The sequence below is a fragment of the Saccharothrix sp. ST-888 genome, assembly GCF_000955975.1.
Lineage (GTDB): Bacteria > Actinomycetota > Actinomycetes > Streptomycetales > Streptomycetaceae > Kitasatospora.
This window is the reverse complement of sequence record NZ_JYJF01000065.1, coordinates 1-16,015: the sequence shown is the minus strand read 5'-3', so window position 1 is coordinate 16,015 and position 16,015 is coordinate 1. Positions and strand designations below refer to the sequence as shown.

Here is a 16,015-nt window from a genome sequence, read left to right as displayed (position 1 = left end):
TGCGATTTCGCCTTATGCCTCACTTGAAGTGAGGCATACCGAGCGCATATCGACGGTCCGCGTGTCCTTGGGCTCGATGATCCTGGTGGCCCAGCTCGGGTTGGTTCGCCCGAGCACGGCGCACACGTCGGCCGTGACGAACCACGGTTCGTCGTTGATCATGACCACCCTGATCGGCTGGCCGGTGACCGGGAAGCTGGACCGGACCAGCACCATGCCGGTTTCGTCGTCCATGACGCCCCTCCTTCACTCTCGGTGACGGGCTGCCCTGGACAACGAGGCCGAACGGGTGATGTACCGGTACCAGCCGGCCGTACGGGAGCACGATGTGCGCCATCCGCGTACGCCGTCCGGCGCACTTCTGTTCAGCTGTAACGCTTCTCCGCGTACGTCAAGTGGTCAAAAATCTCACGGAGCGTCACGGCGTCAGGGCGAAGTTGGCCAGCACCCGGGCGGCCAGCTCCTGGTCGCCCTCGGCCTTGACCGGGCCGGGGCGGCCGCGCCCGCAGGCGAGCCGGACGTACGTCTCCCAGTCCATCGCGAACTGGACGTCGGGGGCGAGGCTCACCCGCTCGTCGACCGTGCCGCGGCCCTCGGCGTCCACGCGGACGGTGCGCAGGAACTCCACCGCGCCGGTCACGTCGAAGGAGACGACCGTGCCGGCGGGCGCGCCGGCCAGTTTCGCGACGGCCTTCGGGAGGCCCTCCAGCAGGGCGTCGCGGGTGATCAGGGCGGCCGGGGAGCCCAGGTTGCCGGGGACACCGAGTGCGCGCCGCAGGTCCTGCTCGTGCACCCAGACGTCCACCGCCCGGTCGCGCAGCAGCGCCCAGTACGGCAGCTCGCGGGCGAGCGGCCCGGCCGGCGAGCGGACCGGGTCGCCCGGCTCCTGCCGGGAGTTGCGCAGCGCGCGCGAGCGGCGGATGACGGTGTACTCCAGCTCGCTGGTCAGCTCGATCGGCGTGTGGCAGCGGCGCTTGTCGACCGGCAGTTCGACGTAGCGGGCGAACTCGCTGGTGACGTGCAGCAGGTCGCGCGGCAGCGAGTGGATCGGCCGGGGGTCGCCGAGCAGTTCGGACTCGACCGCGATGATGTGCGAGACGACGTCGCGGACGGACCAGCCGGGGCACTCGGTGGCCCGGTTCCAGGAGTCCGTCGGCAGGGGGGCCAGCAGTTCGGATATCGACTCGATGGACTGCGTCCAGGCGTCGGTGCAGGCCTGCACGGTCTGGTTGTCCGTCACGGGTATCTCCGGCCCTCCGTCAGGTTCCTTGCTGTGCCGGTCCGGACCGGGCGGACCTGAGGTCCGATGGACGAGGTGTCCAGGCTTCCGGGCGGACGCGCTACCCGCACGTTACGCTGCCGGATGACAGCTGGGCAGCGCTTTCGGGTGACGATCGTAGGACGGGTGCCATGGACGGTGGTAGTGTGCGCGCTTCATTGATCCAACTCGCGGTCTCCGACACCGAGCCGCCCGCCGAGCGGCGGGCCAGGGCAGCAGCCCTGGTCCGGGCGCAGGAGGGGGCCGATCTGGTCGTCCTGCCCGAGCTGTGGCCGCTCGGGGGGTTCGCGTACGAGGCCTGGTCGGGCGGGGCCGAGCCGCTGGACGGGCCGACCGCCGAGGCGATGTCGGCCGCGGCCAGGGCAGCCGGGGTGTGGCTGCACGCGGGTTCGATCGTGGAGCGCGACCCGGACGGGCCGATCTACAACACCTCGCTCTTCTTCGCCCCCGACGGTGAGTTGCAGCACACCTACCGCAAGATCCACCGCTTCGGCTTCGACAGCGGCGAGGCGGTCGCGATGGGCGCGGGCCAGGAGATCGTCACCGCCACCACCGACTTCGGCACCCTCGGCCTGGCCACCTGCTACGACCTGCGCTTCCCCGAACTGTTCCGGGCCCTGCTGGACGCCGGCTCCGAACTGCTGGTGGTCCCCGCCGCCTGGCCGGAGCGCCGGCGCGAGCACTGGACGCTGCTCGCGCGCGCCCGCGCGGTCGAGGAACAGGCCTACGTACTGGCCTGCAACACGGCCGGGACGCACGGCGGGGTCGAGCAGGCGGGCCACAGCATCGTGGTCGACCCGTGGGGCCGGGTGCTGGCCGAGGCGGGTGCGGGCGAGGAGGTGCTCACGGTGGAGTTCGACCCCGGGGAGACCGCCAGGGCCCGGGCCGAGTTCCCGGTGCACCGCGATCGCCTGCTCGGAATTCCGGCCCCGGTGCAGCGCTGACCGGACACCGGAGAGCGCAGGTCGGACACCCGGCGCCGGCGAACTCCGCCCGGTGTCCCGGTATGGCCGGGGTTAAGGCTCTTGCGCACATGGCGGCCACATTTGAGAAGATGAGCAACCGTCGCGTTTGCCGAGTCCGGAAGAGGGGGTCGCGACCGGAATGCCCAACTCCTTCGACTCCGAGCGCGGCCACCCCGCCATCCAGCGCAACAGCCTGCGCGAACAGATCGCCGGCGCGCTGCGCGAGGAGATGATGGCCGGGCGCCTGGCGGCGGGCCGGAACTTCACCGTCAAGGAGATCGCCGAGCAGTACGGGGTCTCGGCGACCCCGGCCAGGGAGGCGCTGGTCGACCTCGCGGCGCAGGGACTGCTCCGCACCGAGCACCACCGGGGCTTCACGGTTCCCGAGTTCACCTGGGCCGACTTCCTGGAGATCTTCGAGGCCAGGACGCTGCTCACCGACAGCTCGCTGCGCCAGCTCGCCGCCGGTCGCGGCGGCGCGCCGGGACCTGACTGGACCCGGCTGCCCTCGCTGCGCCGTCGGGCCGAGGCCGCCGCCCGCGCCTCCCAGGCCGGCCAGCTGGACGTCCTGGTCGGCTGCGACCGGCGGTTCTGGCAGGAGGTCGGCCTGCTGGTCGGCAACCGCCGGATCGGCGACTACCTGGACTGGCTGCGGGTGCAGTCCTGGATGTTCGCGGCGCCCCACCTGCGCGCGGCGGACAACCTCAGCGGCGTCTGCTGGGCCGGGCACATCGCACTGGTGGACCGGATCGAGGCCCGCGACCTGGCCGGAACGCACCGGCTGGTCAACGAGTACAACCTGTTCACCGTCGAACTGCTGGCCTCGCTGACCGGGCAGCCGCTGGAGTCGGTCAGCGTCCTGCCGCTGCTCCGCGAGCACCTGTCCGTCGAGGCTCCCCCCGAGGCGCGCGAGGTCGCCGAGGCGCGCGAGGTGGCGGAGGTCGGTCTCGGGCTGGTGCCGCTGCCGCGCTTCGTGCCGCCGGAGGGGGCACCGCCGGCCGGAGCCTGGGGGAGGTTCGGGCGGCCGGTGCGCGCGTTCCGACCGGGGAACGAGGAGCCCGCACCGGGCCGATAGGGTGGGCCGTCGTTGCCCGCCCTGCGGAGAGGAAGAGCCGGCCGATGGCTTGCGACCTGTGGCTGGTCCCGCTCGTGGACAAGCTGACCCACAGCCCGGAGAACCCGTTCCGGGACGACCTCCGGCGCTACAACCTCGCGCTCACCGCCCAGGGCCTGCCCGAGGTGCCGGTGTACGAGCACGTGGCCGGGATAACCGGCGACGTCGAACCGGTGGCCGCGTTCGACTACAACTCGCTCCACTTCCTGCGCCGCGCCTACCTGTTGGGTCTGACCGGCTTCGAGATCACGCCGGTGGACGAGCTCGGCGGCGACTACGAGCAGCTGCTGGAGATGTTCGAGAGCACGGCCGAACAGTCGCACCTGGTCTGGCACTTCGACCACGCCGGGGCGTACGTCCCGATCGACTTCCTGCTGCCGGTGGTGGCCGAGAACCTGCTGGAGTCCGGCGGCCCGCTCGGCTCCTCGCACGGGCTGCTGCGGGAACTCCAGGCGGTGGCACCGGTGCTGGGCATCGACGTGTACAACCCTCCGGCGCCGACCCGCCCGCTCGGCCCGACCGGCCTCGAGCAGCCGTTCGGCCCGCCGCTGGACGACCTGCACCCCTACGCCAGGGAACGGCACGCCTGGGCCGGCCTCTACGCGGCGGCCACCCGGAGCGTCACCCAGGGCTCGATGATCGTCTTCGCCTGACGGCCGCCCTCCGGGGCAGGGGCGGGCCGGTCGGCGGCGCGGGCGAGCGCGCGCACCGAAGGACGGCTCCGACCGGAGCCGTCGGGTCGGTGGTCAGCGCAGGGGCCCCTCCGGGGGCCGCTGGCGGGGCATGGTGGGCCGGGTGCCGGGGGAGGGCAGAACGCGGACCTGGGCGCCCGAGCCGCCCTCGCTGCGGCCGCCCCAGGGCCCGGCGGCCTGGGTGGGCAGCTGGGTCATGGTGGCCCGGAACTCCAGCATCCACTCGGAGGTCTCGCTGCGGATCATGTCCGAGATGTCCTCGCAGAACCGCCGCAGCACCCCGAGGCAGCGCTCGGCCGCCTCCCCCGCGGTGCCCTCGGTGGGGCCGAGCACCTCGCGCACGCACTCCGAGGCCCAGTCGAACTGGAAGGCCTCCAGCCGCCGTTGCAGCGCCTGTGCGGTGCTGACGTCGCGCATCCAGCCGGACGTCAGCCCGAAGACCCGGTCCGCGCCCAGGCTCGCCGCGGCGAACACCAGGCCGACGTACCCCCAGTTCGCCGCCTGCTCGGCGAGGCCGGTGAGCGCGACCAGCGGGGCGCTCACCCCGGTGACGGCGAAGCCGGCCGCGCCGAACCGCAGCAGCCGGGCCCAGCGGCGCTTCCAGATCCGGTCGCGGTGGTACCACTCGATCGCCTCGACGGCCCGCTCCTCGGACCAGCGGTAGAGCTCCTCCAGCCGCTCGGCGGGCTCGCCCCAGTCCCCGAGCGGGAACTGGCGGGCGCTCAGATCTGCGCGGCGGCGGGTGGGCGGGCGCTCCGGGGAGGGCATGGCGGGTTGGTCCTCCTCGCCGACTTCCTTGCCCCAGGGGCTCTCCTCTGGCTGCATTTCCGGCTGGCTCACCTGTGGGGCTCCCTGTGGCGGGCGGACTGCTGACGCCCCGGCGGGCTACCGGGACTGACGGGACGTCGGTCTGACGCCCGATCCTGTGACGCTTCATCGGACTGGATTCGGCGCCGTGCGCGGGTGTGGGCCGCCCAATGGTGCCGTGCACCGACCTGTGCCGGTGGTTCTCCGAGACAAACTCTTACCGCCAAATGGCTGAGCGTGGGGCCGGTTCGGGGGTGATCGTTATCGGATTTCACCTCGGTATGCCGAGGTGGGAGGGTTTCGTCGGGTGGTGAGATTTCACCCTTCCGAGCGAGCGATCTGCGACTCTTCGACCTGACTCGGGGGGCGGAGCCGTCGGAAACCCCTCCGGCCTTGGAGATTCGTCCAAATGGACAGCGCAGAAATCCCCCGCTATTGGAGCTTCCGACGGGACCGGCGCGTGCGTCGAACGAGCCACCGACTACCCTGGCGGGCGTGAAGGTCCTCGTCATCGGCGGCGGCGCCCGCGAACACGCCCTGTGCCGCTCCCTGTCCCAAGATCCCGCCGTCACCGAGCTGCACTGCGCCCCGGGCAACGCCGGGATCGCGCAGGTGGCGACGGTCCACCCGGTCGACCAGCTGGACGGCGCGGAGGTCACCGCGCTGGCCCGGCGGCTGGCCGCCGACCTGGTCGTGATCGGCCCGGAGGCCCCGCTGGTGGCGGGCGTCGCCGAGCCGCTGCGCGCGGCCTCCTTCCCGGTCTTCGGCCCTTCCGCCGAGGCGGCCCGGCTGGAGGGCTCCAAGGCCTTCGCCAAGGACGTGATGGCCGGCGCCGGTGTCCCCACCGCCCGCTCCTACGTCTGCACCACCGCCGAGGAGGCCGCCAAGGCACTGGACGCCTTCGGCGCCCCGTACGTGGTCAAGGACGACGGCCTGGCCGCCGGAAAGGGTGTCGTGGTCACCTCCGACCGCGCCGCCGCACTGGCCCACGCCGCGTCCTGCGGGCAGGTCGTCATCGAGGAGTACCTGGACGGCCCCGAGGTCTCGCTGTTCGCGATCACCGACGGCACCACCGTCCTCCCGCTGGTGCCCGCCCAGGACTTCAAGCGCGCCCTGGACGGCGACGAGGGCCCGAACACCGGCGGCATGGGCGCCTACTCGCCGCTCCCCTGGGCCCCCGAGGGCCTGGTCGAGGAGGTGCTGCGGACCGTGCTGCAGCCCACCGTGGACGAGCTGCGCCACCGGGGCACCCCGTTCTCCGGCCTGCTCTACGCCGGTCTCGCGCTCACCTCGCGCGGCACCCGGGTGATCGAGTTCAACGCGCGCTTCGGCGACCCGGAGACCCAGGTGGTGCTGGCCCGGCTGCGGACCCCGCTGGCGGGCGTGCTGCTGGCCGCCGCCCAGGGCACCCTGGCCGAGCTGGAGCCGCTGCGCTGGGACGAGGGCGCCGCGGTCACCGTGGTGATCGCCTCCGAGGGCTACCCGGCCGCGCCGCGCACCGGCGACCCGATCGAGGGCCTGGCCGAGGCGGAGGCCGACGGCTCGGTGCACGTGCTGCACGCGGGCACCCGGGCGGACGAGGACGGCCGGGTGCTCAGCGCCGGCGGCCGGGTCCTCTCGGTCACCGCGACCGGCAGGGACCTCGCCGAGGCCCGCACCCGGGCCTACCAGGGCGTCGGGCGGATCACCCTCAAGGGCGCGCACCACCGCACCGACATCGCCCTGAAGGCCGCCCAGCAGTAGACCGGTTGTTCCGGGGCCGCGGCCCCGGGTGCGGCCACGGAGTACACCCCCGCCCTCCCGGAGGGCGGGAGAGGGCGCGGGGAGCCGCGCGAGACGAAGGGTGCCCGCGTGCACCCGGGCCCTTCCGTCTCGCGCGGCTCCCCGCGCCCTTGTGGTCTCCGTCCGTCCCCGCCCCCGGCCGGGGGTATCGCCGTGGAGCAGTGCCCCGGCGCCGGGCGGAGGCCGTGCGCCACGCCGGGCGAGGCCCGGATTCCAGTCCTTCGGGTGACGTACTCGCCATCCGGCTGACGCAGTCGGTACACGGGCCTTATGGTGCGCTGGACCGTGCCGGATCGCGGTGGCCCGGTCCGGGCCGTCGTGCGCGATGCCGGGTGGCGTCCGGGGCGGTCAGGGGGATGCTGAAGGCGTGCACCGTCACCAGGACGGGTGGAAAGCGGGCCGATCCGGAACACTCGCCCGCACGCTGGCGTCAAAACTGTCAGCAGTGCCATGCAGGATGCACAACCGGTGTCGGCGCAGGTCGCCGCCCGGTCTGAACTGATCATTTCGAGTCGGCTCGGGTGTCCGGACCGTTGCGTACCTCCTCCGTGGGGTGGGCGATCACCGACCTCGGGCTCCGAAGGGGGTGCCGCGTCGAATGGCCGCTGTGGAAGCTGCCCGCGCACATGCCCAGGCTCTGCTGCGGGTGCGAGGGCGCGGTGCGGCCGTCGCCGCGCTGCCCGCCGCCCTCGCCGTGGTGCTGCTGGCCGGCCGGTTCACCGGGCGGATCGGCGCACCGGGCTCGGCTGACGCCGCGGCGTGGGACGCCGCCCGGTGGGTGGTCGGGGCGGTCGCGGTGGTGGTCCTGCTGGTCGCCGCTCTGGTGGCCCGGGCCCACGCCAGGGCCGTCCCGCCGAGCACCCCTGCGGTGCCGGTGACGGAGGCGTCCGCCCCGGAGCTGTACCGGCTGATCGGCGAGCTGGCGGAGCGCCTGGAGGTGCCCGCCCCGTCCGGTATCGCGCTCACCCCCGACTGCGACAGCTGGCTGGAGGACGCCCACCCACGCGGTGGCCTGTTCGCCCTACGTCGGACCGAGGTGCCCGCGCCGGTGCTGGTGATCGGTTCGCCCTTCCTGTGGTGGATGCGGGCCGGGGAGCTGCGGGCCCTGCTCGCCCCCGTGGTGGCGGGTACGGCGGCCGCCGCCGATCCGGAGATCGCCGCCGCCCGCCGCTTCGTCCGCAGCCTGGACGCCGCACTGGACTCCTCCTCGGGCGCCCGCCGCGGCCCGGCCGCCCTGGTGGACGGGATCACCCGCCGGCTGCTCGCCGCCTGCCGCGACCACTCGGCCGAGCTGGAGCGCTCGGTCGCCGCCTGGGCCTCCGAGCACGCCAAATCGGTCGACTACGGCCTGCGGATCGCGGCCCAGGAGCAGGTCGGCCTGGCCTACGCGGGCTGGGACCGGCTGCTCAACCGGGTCGCGCTGCCCGCCTGGCGGCTCGGCCGGCTGCCCACCCACCTGAACGCGGGAGTGGTCTCCGCCCTGACCGAGCTCTCCCGCCGGGACCGGCTCGCCGACGGGTACGAGACGCGGCTCGGTGACCGTCCCGCCTGCGACCTGCTGGAGGAGCCGGGCCAGGTGGACACGGCCGTCTCGCTGCTCGCCGCCGAGCTCTTCTTCGGTGCCCCCGCCGCCGGCTGGCAGGACCTCGACTGGGCGGACTACCCGGCGCAGGTGGTGGATCCGGGCTGGCGCACCCAGGCAGCCGCCCTGCAGGCCGCGCTGGAGGGCGCCGGGCGGGCCCGCGCGGGCGGTTCCGGCCGGGTGGACGGGGCGCAGGGCAGCGGTGTCGGGCGCAGCGGCGGTGCGGGCCCGGTGCTGGGCGCTCTGCTGGCCCGGCTCGCGGACGGTGCCGGCGAGCCGCTGTCCGCCGCGCTCGCCACCCAGTTGGCGCGCAGCGGCCGGAGTGCGCCCCCCTTGCAGCCCGAGCGCAGCGGACGCGACCTGCTGGTCGAGCACGCGACCGCGCTGGTCTGCTGCGCGGCCGTGGACACCGGTACCGGTACGCCGGGCCTGGACTGGCTGGACGGTCCCGTACTGCGGCTGGACGGCAAGCGCGGGGCCGATCCGGCGGGCGCGGTGGCGCTGGCGGTGGAGCAGGGCAGGGACGCACCGTTGCGCGCCTGGCTGGAGGGCGCGGGCGTCCGTCTCGAGCGCCCCGTACGCCTCTGAATCCGGGCGGGTTGCACGAGGCCGCGGCAGTTCACCGGGTTTCAACAACACTTGTTGCTACCGTGGGGTGACGCAGCGCCAGCACTTTGTGGTGTGCTGGACGACAGCACGCACATACATGTGGCACATGCCACCGGGCGGGGGAGCGCCGGGCTGGGCCCGGTAACTGTGGGAGGGGCGCGTGGGGACGGAACTCAACCGCCGCTGGGAGTCGGGGACGCTGGCACACGGCGTCTCGGACCCCTTCGGGCAAGGACCGCTGCCCTGGCTGCGAAGTCCGGACCAGTACCTGGCCGGGGTGGAGGGGGCCGTCCCCTGGTACGTCAGCGTGGACGCCCCCGGTCAGCAGCCACTGGCGACGCCGCGGCCCAGGCCGCCGATCGGCACCCCGGCCAACGCGGACGACGTGAACCAGCAGATCAAGGGCTTCGCCTCGGCGGGCGTGATCCGCCCCGGCGGCTCGGTGGACTTCCGGGTCACCGTGAACCCGCCGCGCGAGTTCAGCGTGGACGTCTACCGGATCGGCCACTACGGGGGCGACGGCGCCCACCACACGACGTCGAGCCCGCTGATCGCCGGAGTGGCCCAGGCCGCGCCGCTGGTGGTCAGCCGCACCGTCTCCTGCCACCACTGGTGGCAGTCCTGGCGGCTGCACATCCCGCAGCACTGGAGACCGGGCGCGTACGTCGCGGTGCTCACCACGGTGGACAACCTGCACCGCAGTCACATCCCCTTCACGGTCCGGGACTTCGCGGAGCCGACCCACCCGTGCGAGCTGCTGCTGGTGCTGCCCGACGTGACCTGGCAGGCGTACAACCTCTTTCCCGAGGACGGGCAGCGCGGCGCCAGTCTCTACCACGCCTGGGACGACGAGGGGCGGCTGCTGGGCGAGGGGGAGGCAGCCGTCACGGTCTCCTTCGACCGGCCGCACGCCGGTGCCGGGCTGCCGCTGCACGTCGGCCACGCCTACGACTTCATCCGCTGGGCGGAGCGGTACGGCTACGACCTCGCCTACGCCACCGCCTCCGACCTGCACGCCGGTCTGGTCGACCCGGCCCGGCACAAGGCGCTGATCTTCCCCGGCCACGACGAGTACTGGTCCGAGCCGATGCGGCGGACGGTGGAGCGGGCCAGGGACGGCGGGACTTCGCTGGTCTTCCTCTCGGCCAACACCATGTACTGGCGGGTCGAGCTGACGGCCGGTCCGTCCGGGGAGCCGAACCGGCTGCTCAACTGCCGCAAGCGCCAGCGCGTCCCGGCCGGGCACCCGGCGGCCGGTGTGTCCGGCAGCCAGAGCGGGCTCTGGCGGGACGCGGGCGAGCCGGAGCAGCACCTGCTCGGCATCCAGTACACCGGGAGCGTGCCGACGCCCGTGCCGCTGGTGGCCAGGAACACCTCGCACTGGCTCTGGGAGGGCACCGGTCTGCGGGAGGGCGAGCAGCTCCCCGGGCTGGTCGCCGGCGAGGCGGACTGCTACTTCCCGCGGGTCGCCCTGCCGGAGAACACCGAGCGGATCCTGCTCGCCCACTCCCCGTACCGCGACGCCCTGGGCAAGCCCCGCTACCAGGAGACCTCGCTCTACCGGGCGCCCAGCGGTGCGTACGTCTTCGCGGCCGGGACGTTCGCCTGGTCACCGGCGCTCGACCGCCCCGGCCACACCGACGAGCGCATCCAGCGGGCCACCGCCAACCTGCTGGACCACCTCTGCAAGGAGGGCTGAGACCCGGGTCGGACAGCGCGGTGAGGCCCGGTCCGGCCGGGCTGCGTAAGGGGTGGGGCGCTACGCGCGTGGAACGGAGTGGGGAAGGGCTTCGTGACAGACTCGGGGCCAGTGACCTCCCCTTCCTAGCCGCAGCGGCGCGCGAACCACCCTGAGGACTGAGACGACCTTGAGCGGATTTGTCACCAAGCCCGAGCCGGTGCAGGTACCCGGCCTGGTCCACCTGCACACCGGCAAGGTGCGCGATCTCTACCGAGCCGAGAACGGCGACCTGGTGATGGTGGCCAGCGACCGGACCTCCGCCTTCGACTGGGTGCTGCCCAACGAGATCCCCGACAAGGGCCGGATCCTCACCCAGCTCTCGCTGTGGTGGTTCGACCGGATCGCCGAGATCGTGCCCAACCACGTGATCTCGACCGAGGTGCCGGCCGGCGCCCCCGCCGACTGGAAGGGCCGCACGCTGGTCTGCCGCAGCCTGGACATGATCCCGGTGGAGTGCGTGGCCCGCGGCTACCTGGCCGGCTCCGGCCTGCTGGAGTACCGGGCGGACCGTACGGTCTGCGGCATCGTCCTGCCCGAGGGCCTGGAGGACGGCTCCGAGCTGCCCGCCCCGATCTACACCCCGGCTCTCAAGGCCGAGGTCGGCGAGCACGACGAGAACGTCCCCTACGAGGAGACCGCCCGCCGGATCGGCACCGAGCTGGCCGCCACCCTGCGGCAGACCACGCTGGCCGTCTACTCGCTGGCCCGGGACATCGCCCGCGACCGCGGGATCATCCTGGCCGACACCAAGTTCGAGTTCGGCCTGCTGGACGGCGAACTGGTGATCGGCGACGAGGTGCTCACCTCCGACTCCTCCCGCTTCTGGCCCGCCGACGAGTGGGAGCCGGGCCACGCCCAGCCCTCCTTCGACAAGCAGATCATCCGCAACTGGCTCACCTCGCCGGAGTCGGGCTGGGACCGCACCAGCGAACTGCCGCCGCCCGCCCTCCCCGCCGAGATCGTCGAGCGCGTCCGGGCCAAGTACGTCGAGGCGTACGAGCGCCTGACCGGCCTCACCTGGGCCTGAGCACCGCCCCCTCCCGGGGGCGCTGAGCAGCCGTCAGGGGCGCGGGGAACCGCGCGAGACGGAAGGTGGCTGCGGATTGCCGCTCCCGGTGGGCCAGTTGCACCCCGGCACCCCAGTGGGGCGGTGCAACTGGACCACCGGAAGTCGGTACGGCGCCGTATCCTCCGTCTCACGCAGTTCCCCGCGCCCCTGATGGCCGGTCCGACCGGGCCGGTTCCCGGGCCGTCAGATCCAGCCGTGTTCGCGGGCCACCCGGACGGCTGCGTGGCGGTTCTCGGCCCCCAGCTTGGTGGCGGCCGAGGAGAGGTAGTTGCGGACGGTGCCGGGGGAGAGCGAGGCCCGGACGGCGATCTCGGCGACCGAGGTGCCGTCGACGGCCAGTTCCAGGACGTCGGTCTCCCGGGGAGTGAGCGGGCTGTCCCCGGCGCTGATCGCGTCGGCGGCCAGCTCGGGGTCGACGAAGCGTCCGCCGGCCAGGACCGTGCGGATGATGCGGGCCAGCTCCTCCGCCGAGACGGTCTTGGGCAGGAAGCCGCGCACCCCGACCTCCAGCGCCCGCTTGAGGTAGCCGGGACGTCCGTGGCCGGTGACGATCATGGTCCGGCACTCCGGCAGCAGCCGGCGCAGCTCGGCGGCGACCTCGATGCCGTCCAGGCCGGGCATCTGCAGGTCGAGGACGGCCACGTCCGGCCGGTGTGCCTCGGCCATCGCCAGCGCTTCGGGCCCGGAGGCGGCCTGGGCGACCACGACGATGTCGTCCTCCAGGGCCAGCAGGGCGGCCAGGGCGCCACGGATCAGGTGCTCGTCGTCGGCGAGCAGGACACGTACGGGCTCGGTCATGGGGTGGAGGCCTCCAGTGCGGTGTCGGGCGAACCGGCGGTCAGGGGCAGGCCGGCGGTCAGCCGGTGGCGGCCGGATCCGGGCCGACCGCAGGTGAGTTCGCCACCGAGGACGACCAGTCTTTCGCGGAGTCCGGCCAGCCCGGTGCCGCTGCCCGTACTGGGCTTGGGAATCGTGGGCACGCCGTCGTTCTCGATCTCCAGCACGGCCCGGCCGTCGGCCAGTCGCAGCCGGATCGAGCAGTACCTGGCGTCGCTGTGCCGCAGCACATTGGTGGTGGCCTCGCGGATCACCCAGCCGAGCACCGACTGGACGGCCGGCGGCATCGCGGTGGTTCCCTCGGCGAGCTCGGTGGTGCACTCGACCTGGGCGGCGCGCAGCACCGAACGCGCGCCGGTCAGTTCGGCCTGCAGATCGGCGGCCCGGTAGCCGCGGACGACCTCGCGGACCTCGCGCTGGGACTCCTGGGCGATCCGCTGCACCTCCGCCATCTGCTCGGCGGCCTCCGGGCGGCCCCGGCGGGCCAGTTGGACGGCGAGCTCGCTCTTCAGCGCGATGGTGGTCAGGTTGCGGCCCATCACGTCGTGCAGGTCGCGGGAGAAGCGCAGCCGCTCCTCGGCCACCGCCAGCTGCGCCTGGGTCTCCCGCGCGGCGTCCAGCTCCCAGACCACCGAGACGATCCAGACCGAGCTGCGCCAGGCGGCGCCGAGGACGGCGGACCACAGGGTGATGGCCACCGTCAGCCCGATGCTCACGGCGAGGGAGGTCCCGGCCAGCATCCCTGCCGGAACAAGCAGCAGGAGCACTGCCGTACAGGTCAGGATGCCGGCGCGGAGCGGCATCGCCGTGATGATCGAGAGGCAGCAGAACGTCGTCAGGTAGCTGATCTCGGTAGTGGTGACGGGCAGTTTGCCGGCTGCGGGGACCGGCGCCAGCAGGAGCAGGGCCGGGACGGCGGTGGCCAGCAGGAGTCCGTTGGCGACCAGCCAGGCGACGGGTGCTGGCCGGCGTCCGAGGCGGTGGTTCAGTCCGGCGCGGAACGTGCCGCCGCACAGCACGCTGCCGATCACGGAGGCCGAGATCATGACCACGATGAGCTCGGTGGAGAGCGGGTGATCCGCGGTGCCTTGGACGGAGTTCAGCGCCACCAGGGGTGAGGTCAGTGTGGCGAAATACACCGACCAGCGCATGTAGAGCTCGGTTCGCTGTGGTTTCCCGAGGGCCCGCCAGCGGCGGACCGGTCTGGTCAGATCCACGTCGTTTCTTCCCCGTCCCCCGGTTCCATGGTTGTGCCGTCTTCCTATCAGTCGGGGGTGGGCGAACCGAACCGGGGCCTCGGCGAAGTGAGCAGGTCTCAGCGGCGGGGCTCCCAGCGGAACCAGCGCCGGGCGGCCCAGCAGGCGGCGGCGGTCCAGGCGACGGCCAGGCCGAGATGCGGGGCGGCCTCGGCCCAGGTGCCGGCGAAGTCGGTGGCGGCGGCGGAGCCGTCGGTGCCGAACCAGCCGAGCCGCAGCAGCTGGAAGGCCGGGGTGGTGGGCAGGGCGCGGCAGAAGGCGGCGAGCTGATCCGGCATCACTTCGAGCGGGATCAGCAGCCCGGAGCCGAACTGGGCGATCAGGGTCACCGGCAGGGTGGTGATCCCGGCGCTCTCGACGGACTTGGTGAAGGCGCTGGAGAGCGCGGCGAGGGCGACCAGCAGCACCACGGCGAAGCCGAGCCCGGCCATCAGCAGCAGCGGGTTCACCGGGGCCGGGAGGTCCAGGACCGCGGCCGCGGCCACGCCCAGCACGGCGCACTGCAGCAGCGCGAGCACCACCGAGGGCACCGCTGTCCCGCCGAGGATCTCCAGGTCGGTCGCCTCGCCGGTGCGCAGCCGCTTGAGCACCAGCTCACCGCGCCGTGCGACGTACGCGGCGGTGAGGTTGTAGTAGACGACGAACATCAGGATCAGCCCGGTCACCCCGTTGACCATGGCGGCGTGCTGGTCGAGGCCCTGGCTGTGCTGGGCCACCTGCTTGAGCATGCTGCGCACCGCGCCGATCATCATCAGCGGCATGGCGAGGGCCATGAACAGCGCGGTGCGGTTGCGCATCAGCAGCGTGGTCTCGGCGCGTCCGAGGGCGAGCAGGCGGCCGAGCGGCGAGGACGCGGCGGTGGCGGTCACGGTGGCGGTGGCGGTCGCGGTGGTCATCGGGCGGATCCGATCAGGGCAGGGGCGGTGGTCTCGGTGTCGGAGCCGGCTTCGGCGGCGATGGCGAGGAAGGCCTCCTCGAGCGAAGCGCTGCGGGCGTCCAGCCCGCCGAGGGCGAGCTCGTGGTGCGCGGCCCAGCCGAGCAGTTCGGTGAGGGTGGCCTGGAGCCGCGGGGTGCGCAGGGTGATCCGGCGGCCCTCGGAGCTGACCTCGGCGTCCAGCGGCGGCAGGGCGAGGTGCTCGTACCGGCCCTGGCGCTCGGGCAGTTCGAAGCTGATCCGGGAGGGGCGGTCGGCGATCACCTCGGCGACGGTGCCCCCGGTGACCACCCGGCCCCGGTGCATGATGGCGAGCCGGTCGGCGAGCTCCTCCGCCTCCTCCAGATAGTGCGTGGTCAGCAGCACCGTGGTGCCCTGGCCGCGCAGCTCGCGGACCAGCCGCCAGACGGCGGCGCGGGCCTCCGGGTCGAGGCCGGTCGACGGCTCGTCGAGGAAGAGCACCTCGGGGCGGCCGAGCAGGGCCATCGCCAGGTCGAGCCGGCGCCGTTCGCCGCCGGAGAGCTGCTTGACCCGGACGCTGCGCCGGTCCAGCAGGCCGACCAGGTCGAGGGCCTCGTCCACCGGGCGGGCGTCGCTGGTCAGTCCGGCCCAGGTGCGGCCGGTCTCGGCAACGGTGAGGTCGGAGGGGAAGCCGCCCTCCTGCAGCATGATCCCGATCCGGGGCCGGACCGCCGCCCGCTCCCTGTGCGGGTCGTGGCCGAGCACCCGGACGGTTCCCGCGGTCGGGGCGGCCATCCCTTCGATCAGCTCCATGGTGGAGGTCTTGCCCGCTCCGTTGGTGCCGAGCAGGGCGAACAGCTCGCCCCGGCGGACGGTGAGGTCGAGACCGCGGACGGCGTCGAAGCCGGCGGATCCGGCGGGCCCGTAGCGGCGCTGGAGGCCGCGGACCTCGACGGCGGGCGGGGTGGGGGAGCTGCTGTGCTTCATGCCTCAAGCCTCCCGTCGGCGGGGAGGCGCGGGCAGTGCGTGCCGTCATCGGAGCCCGGTGCGGATCCACGGGTCGGCGATGACAAATGTCATGGGTGAGGGAATGGTGGAGAAACAGGCGCCGGAAACGGCGAAGGCCCCCCTCGGAGGAGGGGGGCCTTCACAACTGGAGCGGACGACGAGATTCGAACTCGCGACCCTCACCTTGGCAAGGTGATGCTCTACCAACTGAGCCACGTCCGCATGATCTTCAATTGTACTGCGCTTACTGCGAGCGGACGACGAGATTCGAACTCGCGACCCTCACCTTGGCAAGGTGATGCTCTACCAACTGAGCCACGTCCGCACGGTGCTTCAGGTGTTTCCACCTACTCGCACCGGCCGCCGTCCCGGTCTCCCG

14 protein-coding genes and 2 tRNA genes are annotated in these 16,015 nt (G+C 73.1%); 7 read left to right on the top strand and 9 right to left on the bottom strand.

The window, feature by feature from the left end:
- Positions 1 to 12: 12 nt before the first annotated feature.
- The gene (locus UK12_RS20450; protein ID WP_045304508.1) at positions 13 to 234 is read right to left on the bottom strand and encodes a BRO family protein; all 222 of its coding nucleotides are present in this window, start codon (positions 232 to 234) and stop codon (positions 13 to 15) included.
- A gap of 184 nt (positions 235 to 418) precedes the next feature.
- Positions 419 to 1,240 carry a maleylpyruvate isomerase family mycothiol-dependent enzyme gene (locus UK12_RS20445; RefSeq protein ID WP_045304507.1) on the bottom strand — a complete coding sequence of 274 codons (822 nt, stop codon included), beginning with the start codon at positions 1,238 to 1,240 and terminating at the stop codon, positions 419 to 421.
- A gap of 170 nt (positions 1,241 to 1,410) precedes the next feature.
- Here UK12_RS20445 and UK12_RS20440 point away from each other — a divergent pair, with 170 nt between their 5' ends.
- The 3 genes from UK12_RS20440 to UK12_RS20430 all read left to right on the top strand — a co-directional run bounded on the left by UK12_RS20440 (position 1,411) and on the right by UK12_RS20430 (position 4,011).
- Positions 1,411 to 2,223 (top strand): carbon-nitrogen family hydrolase, encoded by an 813-nt coding sequence (locus UK12_RS20440; RefSeq protein WP_231591304.1) that lies wholly within the window; start codon positions 1,411 to 1,413, stop codon positions 2,221 to 2,223.
- 160 nt (positions 2,224 to 2,383) lie between these two features.
- Positions 2,384 to 3,319: a GntR family transcriptional regulator gene (locus UK12_RS20435; protein ID WP_063838294.1), complete on the top strand. Its 936-nt coding sequence runs from the start codon at positions 2,384 to 2,386 to the stop codon at positions 3,317 to 3,319.
- A 44-nt stretch (positions 3,320 to 3,363) separates the two neighbouring features.
- Positions 3,364 to 4,011 carry a hypothetical protein gene (locus UK12_RS20430; RefSeq protein WP_045304505.1) on the top strand — a complete coding sequence of 216 codons (648 nt, stop codon included), beginning with the start codon at positions 3,364 to 3,366 and terminating at the stop codon, positions 4,009 to 4,011.
- A gap of 93 nt (positions 4,012 to 4,104) precedes the next feature.
- Here UK12_RS20430 and UK12_RS20425 read toward each other — a convergent pair whose 3' ends face one another.
- Positions 4,105 to 4,890 (bottom strand): SLATT domain-containing protein, encoded by a 786-nt coding sequence (locus UK12_RS20425; RefSeq protein ID WP_045304504.1) that lies wholly within the window; start codon positions 4,888 to 4,890, stop codon positions 4,105 to 4,107.
- A 462-nt stretch (positions 4,891 to 5,352) separates the two neighbouring features.
- Between UK12_RS20425 and purD the strand changes: the two genes are divergently transcribed.
- The 4 genes from purD to UK12_RS20405 all read left to right on the top strand — a co-directional run bounded on the left by purD (position 5,353) and on the right by UK12_RS20405 (position 11,598).
- A complete protein-coding gene (purD, locus tag UK12_RS20420; RefSeq protein ID WP_045304503.1) occupies positions 5,353 to 6,600 on the top strand; it encodes a phosphoribosylamine--glycine ligase in 1,248 nt (415 codons plus the stop codon).
- A 637-nt stretch (positions 6,601 to 7,237) separates the two neighbouring features.
- Positions 7,238 to 8,809, top strand: a complete 1,572-nt coding sequence (locus UK12_RS20415; protein WP_045304502.1) for a membrane protein — start codon at positions 7,238 to 7,240, stop codon at positions 8,807 to 8,809.
- A 181-nt stretch (positions 8,810 to 8,990) separates the two neighbouring features.
- Entirely contained in the window at positions 8,991 to 10,529 is a 1,539-nt protein-coding gene (locus UK12_RS20410; protein ID WP_045304501.1) for a N,N-dimethylformamidase beta subunit family domain-containing protein, read from the top strand.
- 199 nt (positions 10,530 to 10,728) lie between these two features.
- The gene (locus UK12_RS20405; RefSeq protein WP_197085029.1) at positions 10,729 to 11,598 is read left to right on the top strand and encodes a phosphoribosylaminoimidazolesuccinocarboxamide synthase; all 870 of its coding nucleotides are present in this window, start codon (positions 10,729 to 10,731) and stop codon (positions 11,596 to 11,598) included.
- Positions 11,599 to 11,823: 225 nt separating this feature from the next.
- Here the strand turns inward: UK12_RS20405 and UK12_RS20400 are convergent, their stop codons facing one another.
- The 6 genes from UK12_RS20400 to UK12_RS20375 all read right to left on the bottom strand — a co-directional run bounded on the left by UK12_RS20400 (position 11,824) and on the right by UK12_RS20375 (position 15,961).
- A complete protein-coding gene (locus UK12_RS20400) occupies positions 11,824 to 12,438 on the bottom strand; it encodes a response regulator transcription factor (RefSeq protein WP_045304499.1) in 615 nt (204 codons plus the stop codon).
- Complete coding sequence (locus UK12_RS20395; RefSeq protein ID WP_197085024.1) at positions 12,435 to 13,694, bottom strand: sensor histidine kinase; 1,260 nt, start codon at positions 13,692 to 13,694, stop codon at positions 12,435 to 12,437. Before UK12_RS20395 ends, UK12_RS20400 begins: the two co-directional genes overlap by 4 nt.
- A 98-nt stretch (positions 13,695 to 13,792) precedes the next feature.
- Positions 13,793 to 14,629, bottom strand: a complete 837-nt coding sequence (locus UK12_RS20390) for an ABC transporter permease (protein WP_045304497.1) — start codon at positions 14,627 to 14,629, stop codon at positions 13,793 to 13,795.
- Positions 14,626 to 15,615, bottom strand: coding sequence for an ABC transporter ATP-binding protein (locus tag UK12_RS20385; protein ID WP_045304496.1), 990 nt, complete (start codon positions 15,613 to 15,615; stop codon positions 14,626 to 14,628). Before UK12_RS20385 ends, UK12_RS20390 begins: the two co-directional genes overlap by 4 nt.
- Positions 15,616 to 15,782: 167 nt before the next feature.
- Positions 15,783 to 15,858 (bottom strand) — tRNA-Gly (locus UK12_RS20380).
- 30 nt (positions 15,859 to 15,888) lie between these two features.
- Positions 15,889 to 15,961, bottom strand: a tRNA-Gly gene (locus tag UK12_RS20375).
- Positions 15,962 to 16,015: the final 54 nt, after the last annotated feature.